Source organism: Mycobacterium shunyiense (genome assembly GCF_058270035.1).
This window is the reverse complement of record NZ_JBZDPT010000019.1, coordinates 185,116-201,755: the sequence shown is the minus strand read 5'-3', so window position 1 is coordinate 201,755 and position 16,640 is coordinate 185,116. Positions and strand designations below refer to the sequence as shown.

Sequence of the window (16,640 nt, the reverse complement as noted above, 5' to 3'; positions counted from 1 at the left end):
TTTTGGCCGCACGCTGCTGGGATGACGTTCACCGTGTGCGTACGATTTTCGCGTGAGCTTGGTGTCGGCGTTACTGCTGACGGCGGTCGTGTCGTTGCTCGCGCTGATCGTCGGTGCGGGGGTGGCCGCCGTGGTCGCCCCCCGCATCGTGGCCAAGCGGCAGCAGCGCGAAGCTGATCAGGCCGGCCTGACGGTGTCGCAGATGCTGCAGCACATCGTGTCTGCAGCACCCAACGGCATCGTCGTGGTCGACACGTTCAACGACGTCGTCTACGCCAACGACCGCGCGACCGAACTCGGCGTCGTGCGCGACCGCCTGCTCGACGACCGGGCATGGCGCGCGGCCGAGCAGGTGTTCGCCACCGGCCAGCCCATCGACGTCGACCTGTCGCCCCGCAAGCTCCCGCACCCGGGCCGGTCGGGCATCTCGGTGCGCGGCTGGGTGCGGCCGCTGAGCAGTGAGGATCGCCGCTTCGCGGTCGTCTACGCCGACGACCAGTCCGAGCACGCCCGGATGGAAGCCACGCGCCGTGACTTCGTGGCCAATGTCAGCCACGAGCTCAAGACCCCGGTGGGGGCGATGCGGGTGCTCGCAGAGGCGCTCCAGGCCTCCGCCGACGACCCGGACATGGTGCGCCGCTTCTCCGACAAGATGGTGGCCGAATCGCTGCGGCTGGCCGACATGGTGGGCGAGCTGATCGAACTGTCCCGGCTACAGGGCGCCGAGCGACTGCCCGATCTAGGGGCCGTCGACGTCGACACTGTGGTGTCCGAGGCGCTGTCGCGGCACAAGGTGGCCGCCGACAAGGCCGACATCTCGATTACCACCGACGCCGCGACCGGCTACCGGGTACTGGGTGACCAGACCTTGCTCGTGACCGCCATTGCCAATCTGGTGTCCAACGCAATTGCATACTCGCCCAACGGATCCGGCATCTCGGTGAGCCGGCGCCGGCGGGGCGGCAGCGTCGAGATCGCGGTCACCGACCGCGGTATCGGAATCGCCAAGGCCGATCAGGAACGGGTCTTCGAGCGGTTCTTCCGGGTCGACAAGGCCCGGTCGCGTGCCACCGGCGGTACCGGGCTGGGCCTGGCGATCGTCAAACACGTGGCCGCGAACCACAACGGAACCATCCGGCTGTGGAGTCAGCCGGGCACCGGGTCGACATTCACCCTGTCGATTCCGGCCTATCCCGAAACCGATGAGTCCACAGGTGACTCAGACGACCGAGAGGATTAGCGAGACCGATGACCAGCGTGTTGATCGTTGAGGACGAGGAGTCGCTGGCCGATCCCCTGGCATTCCTGCTCCGCAAGGAAGGCTTCGAGGCCACCGTGGTGGCCGATGGTCCCTCTGCACTGGCCGAGTTCGAGCGCTCCGGCGCCGATATCGTCCTGCTGGACCTGATGCTGCCGGGGATGAGCGGTACCGACGTCTGTAAGCAACTGCGTGCCCGGTCCAGCGTGCCGGTGATCATGGTCACCGCACGGGACAGTGAGATCGACAAGGTCGTCGGCCTCGAGTTGGGTGCCGATGACTATGTCACCAAGCCGTATTCGGCCCGCGAACTGATCGCGCGGATCCGGGCGGTGCTGCGGCGCGGCTCCGACACCGACGAAAGCGCGATCGGTGACGGCGTGCTGGAAGCCGGCCCGGTCCGGATGGATGTGGAACGACACGTCGTGAGCGTCAACGGGGAGCAGATCACGTTGCCGCTCAAGGAGTTCGACCTTCTGGAGTACCTGATGCGCAACAGTGGCCGGGTGCTCACCCGTGGCCAGCTCATCGACCGGGTGTGGGGTGCCGACTACGTGGGTGACACCAAAACCCTTGACGTGCATGTCAAGCGGCTGCGGTCCAAGATCGAGTCCGATCCGGCCAACCCGGTGCACCTGGTCACGGTGCGTGGCCTCGGCTACAAGCTGGAGGGCTGAGTTCTCACTCGGTGTGCTCGGCGGCGCGGGTCGCCGGATGCACGGCGACCAGGCCGAGGGCGCTGCGCCGCCGGCACATCGCGGCCAACTCGGCGTAGGCCTTCTCGCCGAGCACCGCGGTGAGCTCGGGGGCGTACGACTCGAACACCGGGCGGGCGCCGACATGGGCGGCGGGGTCACCGGTGCAGTACCAGTGCAGGTCCGCACCGCCCTCGCCCCAGCCGCGCCGGTCGTACTCGGTGATCACGGTGCGCAGGATCTGAGTGTCGTCGGGCCGGGTGATCCACTCCTGGCTGCGTCGGATCGGCAACTGCCAGCACACGTCGGGCTTCATGGTCAGCGGCTCGACCCCGAGCTTGAGGGCCTTGCTGTGCAGCGCGCATCCGATGCCGCCGGGAAAGCCCGGGCGGTTCAGGAAGATGCACGCCCCCTTGTACTTTCGGGTTCGCAGGTTGGGCTTGCCGTCGTACTCGTCGTCCTCCAGGAAGCCCTTGCGGCCCAGGCCCTTGTCCCGGAACTGCCAGTCCTCGTCGGTCAACTGTTTGACCGCGTCGTCGAGCCGGGCCCGGTCGTCGTCGTCAGAAAGGAACGCGCCATGCGAGCAGCAGCCGTCGTCCGGGCGGCCCTCGACGGTGCCCTTGCAGGCCGGTGTGCCGAACACACACGTCCAGCGGGACAGCAACCACGTCATATCGGCCGCGATCAGATGGGTCGCGTCCTCCGGGTCGTAGAACTCCACCCATTCGCGGGCAAAGTCGAGTTCGACTTCGCCGGGATGCACATCTGTCACGGCGCAAACGGTACCCCTATATGGCGGAACGCATTTCCCAACTGCGGCACGACGCACGGTCGGAAGTCCCACAGCCCCGGCGGGCGCATCTCGCGGGTTGCGGGAGGTCCGGCCACGAAGCGCTGGTGGGCTGCCGTTAGGTTGGTGCAGTGCGGTTAGGCGTGCTCGATGTCGGGAGCAACACGGTTCATCTCCTCGTGGTGGATGCACGCCGTGGCGGACACCCGACCCCGATGAGCTCCACCAAGGCAGCGCTGCGACTCGCCGAGGCGATCGACAGCTCCGGCAAACTGACCCGCAAGGGTGCCGACAGCCTGGTGGCCACGGTCGACGAGTTCGCCAAGATTGCCACCAGCTCGGGTTGTGCCGAATTGATGGCGTTTGCCACCTCTGCGGTGCGCGACGCCACCAACTCCGAGGAGGTGCTGGCCCGGGTGCGGGCCGAGACCGGGGTTTCCCTCGGCGTGCTGAGCGGGGTCGACGAATCCCGCCTGACCTTCCTGGCGGTGCGCCGCTGGTACGGCTGGAGCGCGGGCCGCATCATCAACATCGACATCGGCGGCGGCTCGCTGGAACTTTCCAGCGGGGTCGACGAAGAGCCGGAGGTGGCGCTCTCGCTGCCACTGGGAGCGGGCCGGTTGACCAGGGAATGGTTGGCCGAAGACCCACCTGGGCGGCGCCGGGTCGCGATGCTGCGGGACTGGCTGGCCACCGAGCTGTCCGACGCCGGCACCACCATGCGCCGGTCCGGAAATCCGGACCTCGCGGTGGCGACGTCGAAGACCTTCCGATCGCTGGCCCGACTCACCGGGGCGGCCCCCTCGGGCGCAGGCCCGCGGGTGAAGCGGACCCTCACCGCGGCTGGATTAAGACAGCTCATAGCTTTCATCTCTAGGATGACAGCGGCTGACCGTGCCGAACTGGAAGGGGTGAGTGCCGAGAGGGCACCACAGATCGTGGCCGGTGCTTTGGTAGCTGAGGCTAGTATGCGAGCACTGGAGATCGATTCCGTCGACATTTGCCCCTGGGCGTTGCGGGAGGGGTTGATTCTGCGGAAACTCGACAGCGAGGCCGACGGCACAGCCTTGGTAGAGACGTCGGCGCGGGACGCCGGACGTTAAGGAAAAGCTAGCCCCAAAGGCAACATAGGTATGACAGGACCAGAGAACAGCCCATCCGGCACCCGACCGATCTCGGTCGCCGAGTTGCTGGCAAAGAACGGGACGATCGGGGCACCGCCGGTCGGCGGTCGCCGTCGGCGTCGGCGCGGTAACAGCGACTCGGTGACGGTTGCCGAACTCACCGGCGAGATCCCGGTCATCACCGATGACATGGAGCCCGAAACCCTCGACGAGTCGGTTCCAGCGCCTGATCCACTGGTCGACACCGCCGTCGTGGCCCCGATCCGCGATGAACCCCGCGAAACACGCGAGCCCCGCGAACAACCGCGGGACGAGCCGCGGGTCCGCAACGGTGGCCCCCGGCCATCTCGGGCCCCTCGGGTCAAGCCGCCCAGGCCGGTGGAGCCCGAAGAGGTGCGCACCGAGGCCGAGGACGACTACGACGCGCACCTGGCGGCACGTGACGCCGACCCCGAGCCGATCGAATTCCGGCCACGTCCGCGGCGCGCGCAGCCCAAGGCGCCGGCACGGGACTACCGACCATCGGGTACCGGCGCTGAGCGGATGAGCCCCGACCCGCTCTACGACATCGGCGCGGACGACGCCGCGGAGTCGGATGACGCGCTGGTGGAGCCCGACGCCCACGAACTCGGTGTGGACGCAGTCGACGACACCGTCTACGACGACTACGCGGGTGACGACTACGACGACGAATACGGCGACGGTTCGTACGCTTCGCTCGGCCCGTTGTTCGGCGGCGGGTCCGTCGCCGACGAGCAGGCCCGCCGTCCCCGTGGCCGCGACGACGTCGATCTCGAACACGACGGAGAGCTGTCCGAGGGCACCGGTACGGCCGGTGACTTCGACGAGCACGACGAATTCGACGACGACCAGCCGCCCGCCTCCCCGCTGGTCCGCGGAATGTGGATCGTCGGTCAGTGCGTGATCGCGGTGGCCTTCGGTGCCGGTCTGTTCGTCGCTTTCGATCAGCTGTGGAAGTGGAACACCATCGTCGCGCTGGTGCTCGGGGTGCTGGTCATCCTCGGCCTGGCCGGTGGCGTGCGGGTGGTCCGCAAGACCGAGGACATCGGCAGCACGCTGACTGCGGTCGCGGTAGGGGCCCTGGTGACCTTTGGACCGCTGGCGCTGCTGCAGGCGAGTTAGCGCCTGCGCACGCGAGGAGCGCAGCAGCCTCAGTACACAATTGGGTTGTGCGCCCAGCCATCAAGATCGGTCTGTCCACCGCCTCGGTCTATCCGCTGAGGACGGAGGCTGCGTTCGAATACGCCGCCCGTCTCGGTTACGACGGTGTCGAGCTGATGGTGTGGGCGGAATCGGTGAGCCAGGACATCGATGTCGTCGCGAAGATGTCCGCCCATTACGGCGTGCCCGTGTTGTCGGTGCACGCCCCCTGTCTGCTGATCTCGCAGCGGGTGTGGGGCGCGAACCCGATCCCGAAGCTGGAACGCAGCGTGCGGGCCGCCGAACAACTGGGCGCGCAGACCGTCGTCGTGCATCCGCCGTTTCGTTGGCAGCGACGCTATGCCGAGGGGTTCAGCGACCAGGTCGCCCAACTGGAGGCCGACAGCGAGGTCCTGGTGGCGGTGGAGAACATGTTCCCGTTCCGGGCCGATCGGTTCTTCGGGGCGGGTGGCACGTCCGTGGAGCGGATGCGCAAGCGCGGCGGCCGGCCGGGCCCCGGCATCTCCGCCTTTGCGCCGTCCTACGACCCGCTGGACGGCAATCACGCGCACTACACACTCGATCTGAGCCACACCGCGACCGCAGGCACCGACGCCTTGGACATGGCCCGGCGCATGGGCGACGGCCTGGTGCACCTGCATCTGTGCGACGGGAAGGGCGCCTCCACCGACGAGCATCTGGTTCCGGGCCGCGGTACGCAGCCGACCGCCGAGGTGTGCCAGATGCTGGCGGCAAGCGATTTCGCCGGCCACGTTGTCCTGGAGGTCACCACGTCGGCGGCCAAGACGGCCGCCGAGCGCGACGCGCTGCTGACCGAGTCGCTGCAATTCGCCCGCACGCACCTGTTGCGCTGAACCCGATCCCGCCGAACCCCGCAGAGGACTGCATATGACTGGCTCGACCCTGTTCACCGATGCCATGGCGTTGACGCCGGCCGGCGACGGCGTCTATCACGGTGAGCTCAACGAACACTGGACGATCGGGCCCAAGGTGCACGGCGGCGCGATGCTCGCGTTGTGTGCCAACGCGGCGCGCACCGAGTTGGGCACCTCCGCGCAACCCCTCGCGGTCTCGGGAAACTACCTGTGGGCGCCGGATCCCGGTCCGATGCAGGTGGTGACGACGGTCCGCAAGCGGGGCCGCCGGATCGGTCTGGTCGACGTGGAACTCCGGCAGGGCGAGCGCACGGCGGTGACGGTGGCGGTGACACTGGGCGAACCCGAGCATCATGTGCCGCCGCTGCTGTCGTTCAACCCCGTGGTGCCGCTGATGACGCCCGAACCGCCGCCCGGGCTGGAGCCGATCGGGCCGGGGCATCCGATGGAGCATGTCGTGCACCTGGCGCACGGCTGTGACATCCGCCCGGCGCTGCACACCATGGGGCCGCGCACCGACGGCGGGCCGCCGGTTTTCGAGTACTGGGTGCGGCCGAAGGGTGTCGCTCCCGACGTCCTGTTCGCGCTCCTGTGCGGCGATGTGTCGGCTCCGGTGACATTCGCCGTGGAACGGACCGGTTGGGCGCCCACGGTCCAGCTGACGGCCTATCTGCGGGCCTTACCGGCCGACGGATGGCTGCGCGTGATGTGTACCTCGGTACAGATCGGCCAGGACTGGTTCGACGAGGACCACATCGTCGTCGACTGTGAGGGCCGGATCATCGTGCAGACGCGTCAGCTGGCGATGGTGCCGGCGTCGGGCTGAGCCGGAGGCGAATCATGCGGCCCTGACGCCGGAGGCGAATCATGCGGCCCTGACGCCGGAGGCGAATCATGCGGCCCTGACGCCGGAGGCGAATCATGCGGCCCTGACGCCGGAGGCGTCCATGTGGCCGTGCGCCCGTCATGGGATGCTGTCGCGCATGTCGAGAATCGCGATCATCGGCGGCGGAAGCATGGGCGAGGCGCTGCTGTCGGGGCTGTTACGGGCTGGTAGGCAGGTCAAGGACCTGGTGGTCGCGGAGAAGTACCCGGACCGGGCCAAGTACCTCTCGGAGAAGTACTCGGTGCTGGTGACCTCTGTCGCCGATGCCGCCGACAACGCCGCCTATGTGGTGATTGCGGTCAAGCCGACCGATGTCGCGAGCGCGATCGACGAGATCGCCGATGCGGCGGCTCGCGCCGATTCCGACACCGCCGAGCAGGTGTTCGTCAGCATCGCGGCCGGTGTCAGCACGTCGTACTACGAGAACAAGCTGCCGGCCGGGTCGCCGGTGATCCGGGTGATGCCGAACTCGCCGATCGTGGTCGGAGGTGGGGTGAGCGCCCTGGCGGCGGGCCGGTTTGCGACCGCCGAGCAGCTCAAGGAGGTCTCGTCGATCTTCGATGCGGTCGGCGGCGTGCTCACGGTGAACGAGTCGCAGCTGGACGCGGTGACTGCGGTGTCCGGGTCGGGGCCGGCGTACTTCTTCCTGATGGTCGAGGCTCTCGTCGATGCGGGCGTGGAATCGGGTCTGTCGCGCGCGGTGGCCACCGATCTGGCGGTCCAGACGATGGCGGGCTCGGCGGCAATGCTGCTCGAACGTCTCGATGAGGTGAACGCGGCCGGCGGCGCTGCGCTGGACACGACGCCCGCGCGATTGCGGGCAATGGTGACCTCGCCGGCCGGCACCACCGCCGCTGGGCTGCGGGAACTGGAGCGCGGGGGACTGCGTGGTGCGGTTTCCAACGCCGTTCTGGCCGCGAAAACGCGCTCTGAGCAGCTCGGAATTACATCTGAGTAATTAGATTAATTCCAACTGATTAGCCCACACCCGTCGCAGTAACCCCACCCGCCACGCTATTCTCCCTTTGTATGCGCGGGTCGGTGCCAGCGGTGGGGAAGCCGCTGGAACTGCCTGTGCCTGATTGATTGGGTTGCGATGACGTCTATGAACGGGCCATCGGCGCGGGATGCTGGCGACGGTCAGCCTCGGGCTCAATTTCTGACAGTCGCCGAAGTGGCGAGCTTGATGAGGGTCTCGAAGATGACGGTGTACCGGTTGGTGCACAACGGTGAACTGCCTGCGGTTCGAGTGGGCCGATCGTTCCGGGTCCACGCCAAGGCAGTCCACGATCTGCTGGAGTCTTCGTACTTCGACGCCGGATAGGCACACACCGCAGCGGTCTGGGCGCAGTGAGCAGGCTGGCGTTTTCCGTTTCGGTGGTAGGCCCGGGTAAAGTGACCGGGTCAACCATCCAGCGTGAGTAGCGGAGACACCAGACTTTATGGGCTCAGTCATCAAGAAGCGGCGTAAGCGTATGTCGAAGAAGAAGCACCGCAAGCTGCTTCGCCGTACCCGGGTGCAGCGTAGAAAACTCGGCAAGTAGCTTTCCGCTGCGGCCGCTAGGCTGAGCCGATGGATTCTGATGGTCGTTCGGGGGGACGCCCGACGGGAGTCCCCGGGTCTTCTGATGCGGATTCGTCCGGCGGAGCAAAGTCCGCCGGTACGGCTCCCTCTCCGAAAGTCGTTCTGGTCACGGGTGCGTGCCGGTTCCTCGGTGGTTATCTGACCGCCAGGCTGGCGCAGAACCCGGCGATCGAGCATGTCATCGCCGTTGACGCGGTGGTGCCGAGCAAGGACATGATGCGGCGGATGGGGCGGGCCGAGTTCGTCCGCGCCGACATCCGCAACCCGTTCATCGCCAAGGTGATCCGTAACGGGAACGTGGACACCGTCGTGCATGCCGCGGCGGCGTCCTACGCTCCGCGCTCCGGGGGTCGCGCCACGTTGAAGGAACTCAACGTGATGGGCGCGATCCAGCTGTTCGCCGCCTGTCAGAAGGCACCGTCGGTTCGCCGGGTCGTGCTCAAGTCCACCTCCGAGGTGTACGGCGCGAGCTCGCGCGATCCGGTGATGTTCAGCGAGGAGAGCAGTGCTCGTCGTCCGCCGGGTGACGGGTTCGCCCGCGACAGCATCGACATCGAGGGCTATGCGCGCGGTCTCGCCCGGCGCCGTCCGGACATCGATCTGACGATCCTGCGGCTGGCCAACATGATCGGTCCGGCGATGGACACCGCACTCTCGCGGTATCTGGCCGGGCCGGTGGTCCCGTCGGTCGTCGGGCACGACGCACGGCTGCAACTACTGCACGAACAGGACGCCCTCGGCGCACTGGAACGTGCATCGATGGCCGGCAGAGGTGGCACGTTCAACATCGGCGCCTCGGGCATCATCATGATGAGCCAGGCGATCCGGCGTTCGGGACGGGTTCGGCTCCCGGTGCCGCGCGGGGCGTTGTCGGCGATCAATTCGCTCAGTCGCGCAACGCGTTACACCGAACTCGACCGCGATCAGATGAACTATCTGAGCTACGGCAGGGTCATGGACACTACGCGAATGCACAGGGATCTGGGTTACAGTCCCAAGTGGACGACCGCCGAGGCATTCGACGACTACGTCCGTGGTCGTGGATTGACACCGATACTCGATCCGCGATGGGTACGCTCAATGGAGAGTCGCGCCGTGGGGGTGGCGCAGCGTTTGGGATATTAGTACTGGCTCTATCCGGGGTGGGAGAAGGTATCGACGTGGCGGCCGAATCCAAAGCGAAAGTCATTCCGCTACATGGGAACTCGAACCGTTCGGCTGCTGCACGCCGGGCGGCGGCACGGTCCGACAGCGCCCGTCGACATCCATCCGTCCTCGCTGATCCGGGAAGCCGCGCCTCGGCCGAACAGATCGCCGCGGTGGTGCGTGAGATCGATCAGCGGCGCAGCAGTGCCTCGGGTCAGTCCACCGCCGACGAAGGCCCCAGCGAACTCGTCAAGGGCATAGCGGCGGTCGCGGAGTTCGTCCGCACCCGGATGACCGGTGAGTACACGGTGGACGAGTTCGGGTTCGACCCACACATCACCAATGCAATCTTTTTGCCTTTGCTGAGAACGTTTTTCCGGTCCTGGTTCCGAGTCGAGGTTTCCGGTATCGAGAACCTGCCCGAGAGTGGCGCCGCACTCGTGGTGGCCAACCATGCCGGGGTGCTGCCCTTCGACGGGCTGATGACCCAGGTCGCGGTGCACGACCACCACCCGCTCAACCGCGATCTGCGTCTGCTCGCGGCGGATCTGGTGTTCGATCTGCCGATGGTCGGTGCGGCCGCACGCAAGGCCGGGCACACCATGGCCTGCACCGCCGACGCGCACCGGCTGCTGGCCAACGGCGAGCTCACCGCCGTGTTCCCCGAAGGCTTCAAGGGGCTGGGCAAGAACTTCAAGGATCGCTACAAGCTGCAGCGGTTCGGCCGCGGCGGCTTCGTTTCCGCAGCTCTGCGGGCCCAAGCGCCGATCGTGCCGTGCTCGATCGTGGGCTCGGAGGAGATCTACCCGATGATGGCCGACGTCAAGCTGCTGGCTCGGTTGCTCGGTCTGCCGTACTTCCCGGTGACCCCGCTGTTCCCGCTGGCCGGCCCGCTCGGCCTGGTGCCGTTGCCGTCGAAGTGGCACATCCAGTTCGGTGAGCCGATCGAGACGACCGACTACGACGAGAGCGCCGCCGACGATCCGATGGTGACCTTCGAGCTGACCGATCAGGTCCGCGAGACCATCCAGCACACGCTGTACCAACTGCTGGCCGGTCGCCGAAACATGTTCTTCGGCTGACCTTTTCGCCTCACCTCTTCACCGCGACCGGTAACAAAACTGCCCACTTCCTTGCGGAAGTGGGCAGTTTTTGTCTGCTCGCGCAAACGAAAATCAGGCGCCGGACTTTTGCCCAGCAACCATCTTGGCGATCGCGGCGTCGCGCGCCGCGGCGATCTGCGAACTGATCTCGTCGGCCTCGTCGATGGCCGCCTCACCGAGCATGGTGACGATGCTCGTGGCAACCGGGTTGCCGTCGTCGTCGGTGACCTCGGCCCGGACCTCGGCGATCACCGTGCCGTGCGACTCGATGACCGAGTCAAGGTAGGAGTCGAACCACAGCTTGTCGCCGACCATGATCGGCCGGTGGAAGATCAGCTTCTGGTCGCGGTGCAGCACGCGCTCCAGATTGATCGGGATGTCGAACTTGTCGAACAGCTCGAGCTGGACCCGTCGACCGGCCACCGCGAGGAACGTCACCGACGCCACCACGGAGTCGTGGCCGAATTCCTTGGCCGCCTCGGCGTCGTAGAGCGCGGGATGGTCGTCCTTGACCGCGCGGGCGAACTCACGGACCTTCTCCCGGCCGACCTCGAAGTAGTCGGGGTACCGGTAGTGCGTCCCGATGATGTTTGCGGCGATGCTCATATTCCCTGCGCTGTTCGGTCTGCGGTGCGCGGTGCGCACGAAACGGGCATGCTGTGGGGCCCGCGTGGCGCGACCCGACGCGGAATCTTACCAACGCGGCCCGGCGGCTCAGCGAATGTCGTGGCGGCGGGAGGCGGCGGCGGCCAGCGCACCGCCCAGCGCGCCGAGTGCCAACGCCGACGGCACCCCAATGCGGGCCGCCTTCCGTGCGGTGCGGAAGTCGCGGATCTCCCAGCCGCGTTCCCTGGCCACATCGCGCAGCGCGGCGTCGGGGTTGATGGCCACCGCGGTACCGACCAGCGACAGCATCGGCACGTCGTTGAAGCTGTCCGAGTAGGCGGTACACCGGCGCAGGTTGAGCCCTTCACGGATGGCCAGGGACCGCACCGCGTGAGCCTTGCCGGTGCCGTGCAGGATGTCGCCGACCAGCCGGCCGGTGAACACCCCGTCGACCGATTCGGCGACCGTCCCCAGCGCGCCCGTCAACCCCAGACGCTTGGCGATCGTGGCGGCCAACTCGTAGGGCGTTGCGGTGACGAGCCACACCTGCTGCCCGGCGTCCAGGTGCATCTGGGCCAGCGCCCGGGTTCCCGGCCAGATCTTGTCGGCGATGATCTCGTCGTAGATCTCCTCGCCCAGCTCGACGAGCTCGGCGGTGGAGCGGCCCTCGATGAACGCCAGGGCCTTCTGCTTGCCCTCGGCGACGTCGTCGCTGTTCTCCTTGCCGGTGAACTGGAACTTGGCCTGGGCGTAGACGATGCCGAGGATGTCGCGGTAGGTGAAGTACTTGCGGGCGGCCAGGCCACGGGCGAAGTGCACCAGCGACGATCCGTGCACCAGGGTGTTGTCGACGTCGAAGAACGCCGCCGCCGTCAGATCGGGCGGCGGCGCCGGCGTCCCGGTGGGGTCGGTGTCGGACTCGAGTTCGGTTACTGCGAGTTCGGCGCTGGCCTCGGCGGCAAGCTCCTGTTCGAGCGCATCGGCACTACCGGATTCGGGCACGTTTTCACCCTAAGTCACCGGGCCGGGATACTGGCGCTGTGGAGGGTGAGCAGGCGGGTACCGGCGGTCGGGCCACTGTGACGTTGCTGACCCGGGCGGGCTGCAGCATGTGTGCGCGGGCGGCGCAGGAGCTGGCCGCATTGCATGAAGAACTGGACTTCGAGCTGGTGACCACGGACGTGGACGTTGCCGCCGATGCGGGCGACACCGCGCTGCGGGCCCGCTACGGCGATCTGTTGCCGGTGATTTTGCTGAACGGGGCCCAGCACAGCTATTGGGAAGTCGACGAGCAGGCGCTTAGGGCTGACCTTCCCACCAGATGAAATTTGGTGGGCGGGCCGGAAACGATTACCTTGGTGACGTGGTGATGAAGCCGTGAGTGTGCTGCTATTCGGGGTTTCGCACCGCAGCGCGCCGGTGTCTGTTCTCGAGCAGTTGAGCACTGACGAATCCGATCAGGCCAAGATCATCGACGAGGTCCTCCGATCCTCGTTGGTCACCGAGGCCATGGTTCTGTCCACCTGCAACCGCGTCGAGGTATACGCCGTGGTCGAGGCCTTCCACGGCGGCCTGTCGATCATCGGGCAGGTGCTCTCCGATCACTCCGGCATGTCGCTGAACGATCTCACCAAATACGCCTACGTCCGGTACGCCGAGGCCGCCGTCGAGCACCTGTTCGCGGTGACCAGCGGCCTGGACTCGGCCGTCATCGGTGAAGCCCAGGTGCTGGGCCAGGTGCGTCGCGCCTACGCGACGGCCGAGGAACACCAGACCGTCGGGCGCACCCTGCACGAGCTGGCCCAGCGGGCCCTCAACGTTGGCAAGCGGGTGCATTCCGAGACCGGGATCGACGCCGCGGGAGCCTCGGTGGTCTCGGTGGCTCTCGGGATGGCCGAAACCAAGCTCAATGGCGGTCTCGCCGGCCGCAGCGCAGCGGTGATCGGCGCGGGCTCGATGGGCGCCCTGGCCGGTGCGCACCTGGTGCGGGCCGGGATCGAACGGGTCAATGTGGTGAACCGCTCGCTTCCGCGGGCCCAGCGCCTCGCGGCGAACCTCACCGAGCAGGGCGCGCAGGCGCAGGCATTCTGCCTGGACCAGCTCCCGGAAGCGCTGGCCGATTCCGATGTCGTGGTCAGCAGCACCGGGGCGGTACGCCCGGTGGTCTCCTTGGCCGACGTGCACCACGCCCTGGCGCAGCGCGACGCCGCCGCCGGCGATCGGCAGCTGGTCATCTGTGACCTCGGCATGCCCCGCGACGTGGATCCGGCGGTGTCCGGGCTGCCCGGTGTCTGGGTTGTCGACATGGACCGGATTCAGCGGGAGCCGTCGGCGCGGGCCGCGGCCACCGACGCCGATGCGGCCCGCACGATCGTTGCCACCGAGGTTGCCAACTACCTCGCCGGCCAGCGGATGGCCGAGGTCACCCCGACCGTCACCGCGCTGCGGCAACGCGCCGCCGACGTGGTCGAGGCCGAGTTGTTGCGCCTGGACAACCGGCTGCCCGAACTGGAGGCAGCGCACCGCGACGAGGTGGCCAAGACGGTCCGCCGTGTCGTCGACAAGCTTTTGCACGCACCCACGGTGCGGGTGAAACAACTCGCCAGCGCGCCTGGCGGGGACAGCTACGCAGAGGCTCTGCGGGAGCTGTTCGAACTCGATCCGCAAGCCGTCGAAGCTGTGGCGGCCAGCGAATTGCCCTTTATGACAACAGATCTCGATAAGTCTGAGTAGAGCTTGGTAGAAACGCGCGATACGGTGATCCGGATCGGCACCCGGGGTAGCCTGCTGGCGACCACGCAGGCCGGCACCATCAGGGACGCTTTACGGGCCGCAGGCCACCCCTGCGAGTTGGTGATCATCTCGACCGAGGGCGACCGCAACCAGGGCCCCATCGCCGACATCGGCGTCGGGGTCTTCACCGCGGCGCTGCGGGAGGCGATCCACGACGGCCGGGTGGACATGGCCGTTCACTCCTACAAAGATTTGCCCACCGCGCGTGACGATCGGTTCGTGATCGCCGCCGTCCCGCGCCGTGAGGACCCTCGTGATGCGCTGGTGGCGCGTGACGGATTGGTGCTCGGGGAGTTGCCGGCGGGGTCCGTGATCGGCACGTCGAGTGCGCGACGGGCCGCGCAGCTTAGAGCACTGGGTCTCGGTTTGGAAATCCGCCCCCTACGAGGCAACCTAGATACCAGGTTGAACAGGGTTACGAGCGGCGATCTCGACGCCATCGTGGTCGCCCGAGCGGGTCTGGCCCGTATCGGACGTCTCGATCAAGTCACGGAGTCGCTCGAGCCGGTGCAGATGTTGCCAGCGCCGGCTCAAGGTGCGCTCGCGGTGGAATGCCGCTCCGGCGACACCGAGCTGATTTCGGTGCTGTCGGTGTTGGATGACGCCGACACGCGCGCCGCGGTCATCGCCGAACGGACCCTGCTCGCCGAACTGGAGGCGGGCTGTTCCGCACCGGTGGGAGCGATCGCAGAAGTGGTCGAGTCCATCGATGAGGACGGCAATGTCTTCGAAGAGGTGTCGTTGCGCGGCTGCGTGGCGACGCTGGACGGATCCGACGTGATCCGTGCGTCCGGCATCGGAACTCCCGATCGGGCCGCTGACTTGGGTGTCTCGGTGGCTGCGGAGCTTTTCGAGTTGGGTGCACGCGAGCTGTTGGTAGAGCGCGGGAGTGAAGAATGACCATGCGAGGTCGCAAGGCGAAGCCCGGCCGCATCACATTTGTGGGCTCGGGCCCGGGAGATCCGGGGCTGCTGACGGCACGGGCGCAAACTGTACTGGCGCACGCCGAGTTGGTGTTCACCGATCCCGACGTCCCCGAAGCTGTGCTGGCGCTGATCGGCACCGAGCTGCCGCCGGCATCCGGCCCGGCCCCGGCCGAGCCGGCCAAGGCCGCCGCCGCCGGTGAGGATGCCGCCGGAACCCCCGACACGGCGCAAGCCGCCATCATCGCGGGTGGGCCCGAGGTCCGCCCCGCTCTCGGTGACCCTGCCGAGGTGGCCAAGACGCTGATCGCCGAGGCCCGCCACGGCTACGACGTGGTCCGCCTGGTCTCCGGTGACCCGCTGTCCGTGGACGCCGTCATCACCGAGATCGGTGCGCTGGCCAAGTCCCACATGAACTTCGAGATCGTCCCCGGTCTGCCCGCCACCAGCGCGGTGCCCACCTACGCGGGCCTGCCGCTGGGGTCGGCGCACACCGTGGCCGATGTCCGCGGTGACGTGGACTGGGCGGCGCTGGCCGCCGCGCCCGGGCCGCTGATCTTGCACGCGACCGCGTCGCACCTGCCGGATGCCGCCCGCACCCTGATCGAGCAGGGCCTGGTCGACGGCACCCCGGCAGTGGTGACCGCGAGCGGCACCACCTGCCAGCAGCGCTCGGTGGAAACCACGCTCGGTGGCCTGCTCGACAAGGCCGTGCTGGAGAAGCCGGCCGGAAGCGAGCTGGCCGGGCCTCTGACCGGTCCGCTGGTCGTCACCATCGGCAAGACCGTGGCCAACCGCGCCAAGCTGAACTGGTGGGAGAGCCGCGCCCTGTACGGCTGGACCGTGCTGGTGCCGCGCACCAAGGACCAGGCCGGGGAGATGAGCGACCGGCTCGTGGGCCACGGCGCCCTGCCGATCGAGGTCCCGACCATCGCCGTCGAGCCGCCGCGCAGCCCCGCGCAGATGGAGCGTGCGGTCAAGGGCCTGGTCGACGGCCGGTTCCAGTGGGTGGTGTTCACCTCGACCAACGCCGTGCGTGCGGTCTGGGAGAAGTTCAACGAGTTCGGCCTGGACGCGCGGGCGTTCTCCGGCGTGAAGATCGCGTGTGTCGGACAGGCGACCGCCGACAAGGTCCGGGCCTTCGGCATCAATCCTGAGCTGGTGCCGTCGGGTGAGCAGTCCTCGCTGGGCCTGCTCGACGAGTTCCCGCCGTTCGACGAGGTTTTCGACCCGGTGAACCGGGTGCTGCTGCCCCGCGCCGACATCGCCACCGAGACGCTGGCCGAGGGCCTGCGTGAGCGCGGCTGGGAGATCGAGGACGTCACGGCCTACCGCACCGTGCGTGCGGCTCCGCCGCCGGCGCAGACCCGCGAGATGATCAAGACCGGCGGCTTCGACGCGGTCTGCTTCACCTCGAGCTCCACGGTGCGCAACCTTGTCGGTATCGCCGGCAAGCCGCACGCCCGGACCATCGTGGCCTGCATCGGACCCAAAACTGCTGAAACCGCAGCGGAATTCGGCCTGCGGGTGGATGTGCAGCCCGAGTCGGCCGCGGTGGGACCTCTGGTCGATGCGCTTGCCGAGCACGCCGCTCGACTGCGGGCCGAGGGGGCGCTGCCCCCGCCGCGCAAGAAGAGCCGTAGGCGCTAGTTTCGCCGAAACCGCATTCCGGCA

At 67.6% G+C, this 16,640-nt stretch carries 18 protein-coding genes; 15 read left to right on the top strand and 3 right to left on the bottom strand.

The genetic code is table 11. From position 1 onward, the window contains the following. Nucleotides 1–52: 52 nt before the first annotated feature. Together AC4ELS_RS13110 and regX are read left to right on the top strand one after the other, a co-directional pair. The gene (locus AC4ELS_RS13110; RefSeq protein WP_064957086.1) at nt 53–1,240 is read left to right on the top strand and encodes a sensor histidine kinase; all 1,188 of its coding nucleotides are present in this window, start codon (nt 53–55) and stop codon (nt 1,238–1,240) included. Nucleotides 1,241–1,248: 8 nt separating this feature from the next. Further along, entirely contained in the window at nt 1,249–1,935 is a 687-nt protein-coding gene (gene regX, locus AC4ELS_RS13105) for a two-component sensory transduction protein RegX (protein ID WP_448443804.1), read from the top strand. A 4-nt stretch (nt 1,936–1,939) separates the two neighbouring features. On the opposite strand, the gene AC4ELS_RS13100 is transcribed toward regX, so the two are convergent. After that, nucleotides 1,940–2,725: a DUF3109 family protein gene (locus tag AC4ELS_RS13100; RefSeq protein ID WP_448443802.1), complete on the bottom strand. Its 786-nt coding sequence runs from the start codon at nt 2,723–2,725 to the stop codon at nt 1,940–1,942. A gap of 149 nt (nt 2,726–2,874) precedes the next feature. On the opposite strand from AC4ELS_RS13100, the gene AC4ELS_RS13095 reads away from it, so the two are divergent. The 9 genes from AC4ELS_RS13095 to AC4ELS_RS13055 all read left to right on the top strand — a co-directional run bounded on the left by AC4ELS_RS13095 (nt 2,875) and on the right by AC4ELS_RS13055 (nt 10,623). Next, nucleotides 2,875–3,846 (top strand): Ppx/GppA family phosphatase, encoded by a 972-nt coding sequence (locus tag AC4ELS_RS13095; RefSeq protein WP_064882264.1) that lies wholly within the window; start codon nt 2,875–2,877, stop codon nt 3,844–3,846. Nucleotides 3,847–3,876: 30 nt separating this feature from the next. Beyond that, nucleotides 3,877–5,010, top strand: a complete 1,134-nt coding sequence (locus AC4ELS_RS13090; RefSeq protein WP_499047674.1) for an Rv0497 family membrane protein — start codon at nt 3,877–3,879, stop codon at nt 5,008–5,010. A 47-nt stretch (nt 5,011–5,057) separates the two neighbouring features. Continuing rightward, a complete protein-coding gene (locus tag AC4ELS_RS13085; protein ID WP_064882267.1) occupies nt 5,058–5,903 on the top strand; it encodes a sugar phosphate isomerase/epimerase family protein in 846 nt (281 codons plus the stop codon). A 34-nt stretch (nt 5,904–5,937) separates the two neighbouring features. Further along, nucleotides 5,938–6,750, top strand: coding sequence for a thioesterase family protein (locus tag AC4ELS_RS13080; RefSeq protein WP_064882269.1), 813 nt, complete (start codon nt 5,938–5,940; stop codon nt 6,748–6,750). Nucleotides 6,751–6,907: 157 nt separating this feature from the next. Beyond that, complete coding sequence (proC, locus tag AC4ELS_RS13075) at nt 6,908–7,768, top strand: pyrroline-5-carboxylate reductase (protein ID WP_110777207.1); 861 nt, start codon at nt 6,908–6,910, stop codon at nt 7,766–7,768. Nucleotides 7,769–7,906: 138 nt separating this feature from the next. Further along, the gene (locus tag AC4ELS_RS13070; RefSeq protein WP_003882954.1) at nt 7,907–8,134 is read left to right on the top strand and encodes a cell division/environmental response transcriptional regulator; all 228 of its coding nucleotides are present in this window, start codon (nt 7,907–7,909) and stop codon (nt 8,132–8,134) included. Between the two features lie 118 nt (nt 8,135–8,252). After that, entirely contained in the window at nt 8,253–8,354 is a 102-nt protein-coding gene (locus AC4ELS_RS13065; RefSeq protein WP_003402602.1) for a 30S ribosomal protein bS22, read from the top strand. 29 nt (nt 8,355–8,383) lie between these two features. Continuing rightward, nucleotides 8,384–9,520 (top strand): SDR family oxidoreductase, encoded by a 1,137-nt coding sequence (locus AC4ELS_RS13060; protein WP_082941663.1) that lies wholly within the window; start codon nt 8,384–8,386, stop codon nt 9,518–9,520. Between the two features lie 29 nt (nt 9,521–9,549). Then, nucleotides 9,550–10,623, top strand: a complete 1,074-nt coding sequence (locus AC4ELS_RS13055) for a lysophospholipid acyltransferase family protein (protein WP_498886221.1) — start codon at nt 9,550–9,552, stop codon at nt 10,621–10,623. 93 nt (nt 10,624–10,716) lie between these two features. On the opposite strand, the gene AC4ELS_RS13050 is transcribed toward AC4ELS_RS13055, so the two are convergent. Further along, entirely contained in the window at nt 10,717–11,250 is a 534-nt protein-coding gene (locus AC4ELS_RS13050) for an FAS1-like dehydratase domain-containing protein (protein WP_064882272.1), read from the bottom strand. Between the two features lie 108 nt (nt 11,251–11,358). Continuing rightward, nucleotides 11,359–12,252, bottom strand: a complete 894-nt coding sequence (locus AC4ELS_RS13045) for an HAD family hydrolase (protein WP_064882274.1) — start codon at nt 12,250–12,252, stop codon at nt 11,359–11,361. Between the two features lie 38 nt (nt 12,253–12,290). Here AC4ELS_RS13045 and AC4ELS_RS13040 point away from each other — a divergent pair, with 38 nt between their 5' ends. Genes AC4ELS_RS13040 through AC4ELS_RS13025 form a run of 4 tightly spaced genes read left to right on the top strand, consistent with a single transcriptional unit; the run spans nt 12,291 to nt 16,616 of the window. Next, the gene (locus tag AC4ELS_RS13040; protein ID WP_448443793.1) at nt 12,291–12,575 is read left to right on the top strand and encodes a glutaredoxin family protein; all 285 of its coding nucleotides are present in this window, start codon (nt 12,291–12,293) and stop codon (nt 12,573–12,575) included. A 52-nt stretch (nt 12,576–12,627) separates the two neighbouring features. Then, nucleotides 12,628–13,983 carry a glutamyl-tRNA reductase gene (locus AC4ELS_RS13035; RefSeq protein WP_499047671.1) on the top strand — a complete coding sequence of 452 codons (1,356 nt, stop codon included), beginning with the start codon at nt 12,628–12,630 and terminating at the stop codon, nt 13,981–13,983. Nucleotides 13,984–14,007: 24 nt separating this feature from the next. Continuing rightward, nucleotides 14,008–14,943, top strand: a complete 936-nt coding sequence (gene hemC / locus AC4ELS_RS13030; RefSeq protein ID WP_448444183.1) for a hydroxymethylbilane synthase — start codon at nt 14,008–14,010, stop codon at nt 14,941–14,943. After that, entirely contained in the window at nt 14,940–16,616 is a 1,677-nt protein-coding gene (locus tag AC4ELS_RS13025; RefSeq protein WP_448443790.1) for a bifunctional uroporphyrinogen-III C-methyltransferase/uroporphyrinogen-III synthase, read from the top strand. Before hemC ends, AC4ELS_RS13025 begins: the two co-directional genes overlap by 4 nt. The last annotated feature ends 24 nt before the right edge of the window (nt 16,617–16,640 follow it).

Coding starts and splice junctions, on each gene's coding strand:
- AC4ELS_RS13080 (WP_064882269.1), top strand. CDS start 5,938: ATGACTGGCTCGACCCTGTTCACCGATGCCATGGCGTTGACGCCGGCC.
- proC (WP_110777207.1), top strand. CDS start 6,908: ATGTCGAGAATCGCGATCATCGGCGGCGGAAGCATGGGCGAGGCGCTG.
- AC4ELS_RS13090 (WP_499047674.1), top strand. CDS start 3,877: ATGACAGGACCAGAGAACAGCCCATCCGGCACCCGACCGATCTCGGTC.
- regX (WP_448443804.1), top strand. CDS start 1,249: ATGACCAGCGTGTTGATCGTTGAGGACGAGGAGTCGCTGGCCGATCCC.
- AC4ELS_RS13060 (WP_082941663.1), top strand. CDS start 8,384: ATGGATTCTGATGGTCGTTCGGGGGGACGCCCGACGGGAGTCCCCGGG.
- AC4ELS_RS13070 (WP_003882954.1), top strand. CDS start 7,907: ATGACGTCTATGAACGGGCCATCGGCGCGGGATGCTGGCGACGGTCAG.
- AC4ELS_RS13050 (WP_064882272.1), bottom strand. CDS start 11,250: ATGAGCATCGCCGCAAACATCATCGGGACGCACTACCGGTACCCCGAC.
- AC4ELS_RS13025 (WP_448443790.1), top strand. CDS start 14,940: ATGACCATGCGAGGTCGCAAGGCGAAGCCCGGCCGCATCACATTTGTG.
- AC4ELS_RS13065 (WP_003402602.1), top strand. CDS start 8,253: ATGGGCTCAGTCATCAAGAAGCGGCGTAAGCGTATGTCGAAGAAGAAG.